General features: G+C 45.9%; 2 protein-coding genes. Both read left to right on the top strand.

What is annotated here, in order from left to right; all coding sequences use genetic code 11:
• Positions 1–674: 674 nt before the first annotated feature.
• Positions 675–2,015, top strand: a complete 1,341-nt coding sequence (locus tag HMPREF9698_RS02240; RefSeq protein WP_003776899.1) for an aspartate aminotransferase family protein — start codon at positions 675–677, stop codon at positions 2,013–2,015.
• Between the two features lie 23 nt (positions 2,016–2,038).
• A complete protein-coding gene (locus HMPREF9698_RS02235; protein WP_003776897.1) occupies positions 2,039–3,196 on the top strand; it encodes a YkvI family membrane protein in 1,158 nt (385 codons plus the stop codon).
• The last annotated feature ends 137 nt before the right edge of the window (positions 3,197–3,333 follow it).

Genomic DNA, 3,333 nt, shown 5'->3' with positions numbered 1-3,333 from the left:
GCTTACGCAAGATATTGAACCGCCGTGTACGGAACCGTACGCACGGTGGTGTGAGAGGTCGACTAGCCAATTAATGGCTAGTCTCCTACTCGATTCTATAATTTTTGACCTAAGTGGTTTAATAAAGGTTATTATTCTCAAACTTAGGGTCAAGTTTAAGATCTTTTGGCCAGTTTTCTCAAATAACATCTATTATATGAGAATCCCACTTAACTTTTCTCAAACAACAAATATTATTTGAGAATTTTTATCCCGTAGTCAAGCCTAAAATTTCACAATCATTAGCTAAAAAAGTCATGGAAAGGTAGGTGACAATGGGTCAACCTATAAAAGCGTTACTGGACCAGAGGGCAAACACCACTAGCCCAGTAAAAGGGGATGAGCTTGAAAAGCTGTGAAGGTCATTAAAGGATGGGCTAAGCTCAGTAAAGCCAAGTCTCCATTTTTAACAAATCTCAACCGCAAATTAAAGGCTTAAAACTGACCATGATGAAACCCGCACCAAGGTCAAAAGGTATAGAGAGCTTTCTTTTGGTCAGGCGTTTATATGAGAAAGACAACTTATAATTTAAATTTATTTTAGAAAACTAAATCAATAGGGTTGATAATGAGATAAAAATTTTGTAGTATTAATCAAAAGCTAATTTAAAGATGAGTTTTGGAAGGAGATCAAGATGAAAAAGAGCCAAAAGATCATCGAAAAGGATAAAAAGTATTTTGCAGAAGCCGGCCGGGTACCCTATTACCCCTTTGTGGTGGACCATGCCAAGGGGTCGCGGATTACGGATGTCGATGGCAAGGAGTATATTGACCTCTTGTCTTCAGCCTCAGCCTTAAACCTAGGCCACCGACCCCAAAAGGTAGTGGACGCTATCATTGACCAGACCCAACGCTTTATCCACTACACACCTGGTTACAGCCACCATAAGCCTTTAACGGAGTTAGCGGAGCGGTTAGCCAAGTTGACCCCTGGAGACTTTGCTAAAAAAGTTTCCTTTGGCTTGTCAGGGTCAGATGCCAGTGATGGTCTGATCAAGTTTGCCCGGGCCTATACAGGACGGCAAAACATTATCACTTTTGAAAATTCCTACCATGGGTCTACTTACGGAGCGATTTCTTTATCAGCCATATCTTTAAATATGAGACGGAAGATTGGTCCCTTCTTACCCGGCGTCTACCATATTCCCTTTCCTGACAATTACCGGGGGATGTACGGGCAAAAAGACCCCCTAAGTGCAGAAGACTATCTAGCTCCCTTAAAGTCCATGCTTCATAGCTATCTGCCAGGTGAAGAAGTGGCAGCCGTTGTGGTCGAAACCCTACAAGGAGATGGAGGCTTATTGGAGCCTGTCCCCGGTTACTTCGAAAAGTTATATGATATTTGCCAGGAATATGGCATTTTATTCTGTGTAGATGATGTCCAGCAAGGTTTAGGACGGACTGGGAAATGGTCCTCGATCGAACACTTTAATGTGGTTCCAGACCTGGTGACTTATGGCAAGTCCTTGGCGGGAGGTTTGCCCTTATCAGCCATTGTCGGCCGGGCTGAAATTATGGATAGTCTAGGGTCAATTGGCCATGTCTTTACAACCGGTGCCAACCCAGTTTGTTGCCAGGCAGCCCTAGCTGTCCTAGACACCATGGAGGAAGAAGATACCCTACAAGCTAGCCTAGATAAGGGGGACCAGGCCAGGGCTAGAATGGCGACCTGGCTTGAAGACTACGACTTTGTTGGCGATGTCCGGGGCCTCGGCCTGTCGATTGGGATTGAAATTGTCAAAGATCAAGACCAAAAAGAAAGAGACCCTCAAGCAGCTTTGAAAATAACCAACCGGTGTTATGAAAAGGGTGTTTTGATTATAACCCTAGCCGGCAATGTTTTGCGCTTCCAGCCACCCCTAAACATTAGCCAGGAAGACCTGGACCAGGCTTTAACGATTATCGAAGAGTCTTTGGCTGACTACCAGGCTGGATTATTGGATGGCTATGATGTCAGTGGCCAGGGTTGGTCATAAAAACAGGAAAAGGAGGAAAGAATATGGAGGAAGTCACCAGACAAGACCAGGTTAAAGGTCAAGCATCGTCTTCGGCCAAGGTGAGCTATAGCCAGGTAGTCAAGCTGGCTGGAGCCATGATCACAGCGATAATCGGGTCTGGCTTTTCAAGTGGGGAGGAAATTCTGCAGTTTTTCTCGGTTTACGGCATCCGGGGCATGATTTCAGCCTTGCTGGTCCTAGTGGTCTTAGCCATCACCTCAGGCCTTATCATGCAGTATGGCTTTAGCCATCCCAGCAACCCGCCTAAGACTGTCTTTAAATACTATGTGGGCAAGGTTTTTGGAAGTTTCTTAAATATCTACATCCCAATTTTGGCCTTCTTGATTGGGGTAGTGACTGTTTCAGGGGCTGGTGCTGCTATTAACCAGTACTTTGGCCTGGCCAACTTTTGGGGGACTGCTTTGATAACGATCATTGTTCTCCTAGCAGTCTTACTTGGCTTTGACCGCTTAATCAATGTTTTAGGGGCACTTGGCCCCATTACTTTGATTGCCTCGATTGGGATTGGCCTTTACACACTGCTGACCAATTTCAGTGCCCTCCAAGTTTCAGAGGCTTACTTGCAAGTCGCCAACCAGTACACAGATGTGCCTTACGGGGCAGGGAACGGTATGGGATTCTGGTGGTTGGCCGGTATTCTCTTTATCAGTTACACCATGATGGGGGCCATTCCTTTTATTTCCCAGCTAGGGACTAGAGGCGGGACCAAAAAGGAAAGTTTCCTCGGCGGTGTTCTTGGTGGCGTTGGTTTGATGGTGACCGCCATCTTCCTTAACTTGGCCATGTTGACAGATATTGAACAGGTCTTAAATGTTGAAGTCCCCGTTCTTTACTTGGCCCAGGCCATCAGCCCAGTGGTGGGCGGAATTTTCATTTATGTCCTCTTGCAGGAGATGTTTACCACTTCTTGTGCCTTTCTATGGACTGTGTCTGATGCCATCACCAAGAAGTCAGCCTCCTCTAGGGTCAAGAAATGGATTATTGTCTTGATTTCTCTAGCCACCCTGGCCGGAGCCCAACTTCCCTTTAGAACCTTGGTTAATATTGTCTACCCGATTTCGGGTTATATCGGGATTATCTTCCTGGTGGCCCTCTTTGCCAAGGAAGCTTACCGGTTAGCACAGTCCAAAAAAGCTTAAGTGAAAAAGAAAACTGCTGGAGTCACTGCCAGCAGTTTTCACTTTATGTGCGCCCGGCATGGGTGACAACTTGGTGGTGAAAGTCCACTGCAGGCCTGGCAGTAGGAACTGTTAGCTGAAGGCAAGGGTGTCCATCG

The sequence above is a fragment of the Alloiococcus otitis ATCC 51267 genome, from assembly GCF_000315445.1.
Taxonomy (GTDB): Bacteria; Bacillota; Bacilli; order Lactobacillales; family Carnobacteriaceae_A; genus Alloiococcus; species Alloiococcus otitis.
This window is presented reverse-complemented; position numbering and strand designations above follow the sequence as displayed.

Bases quoted from the DNA above. Each gene is read 5' to 3' on its own strand.
- HMPREF9698_RS02240 (WP_003776899.1), top strand. From the start codon at position 675: ATGAAAAAGAGCCAAAAGATCATCGAAAAGGATAAAAAGTATTTTGCA.
- HMPREF9698_RS02235 (WP_003776897.1), top strand. From the start codon at position 2,039: ATGGAGGAAGTCACCAGACAAGACCAGGTTAAAGGTCAAGCATCGTCT.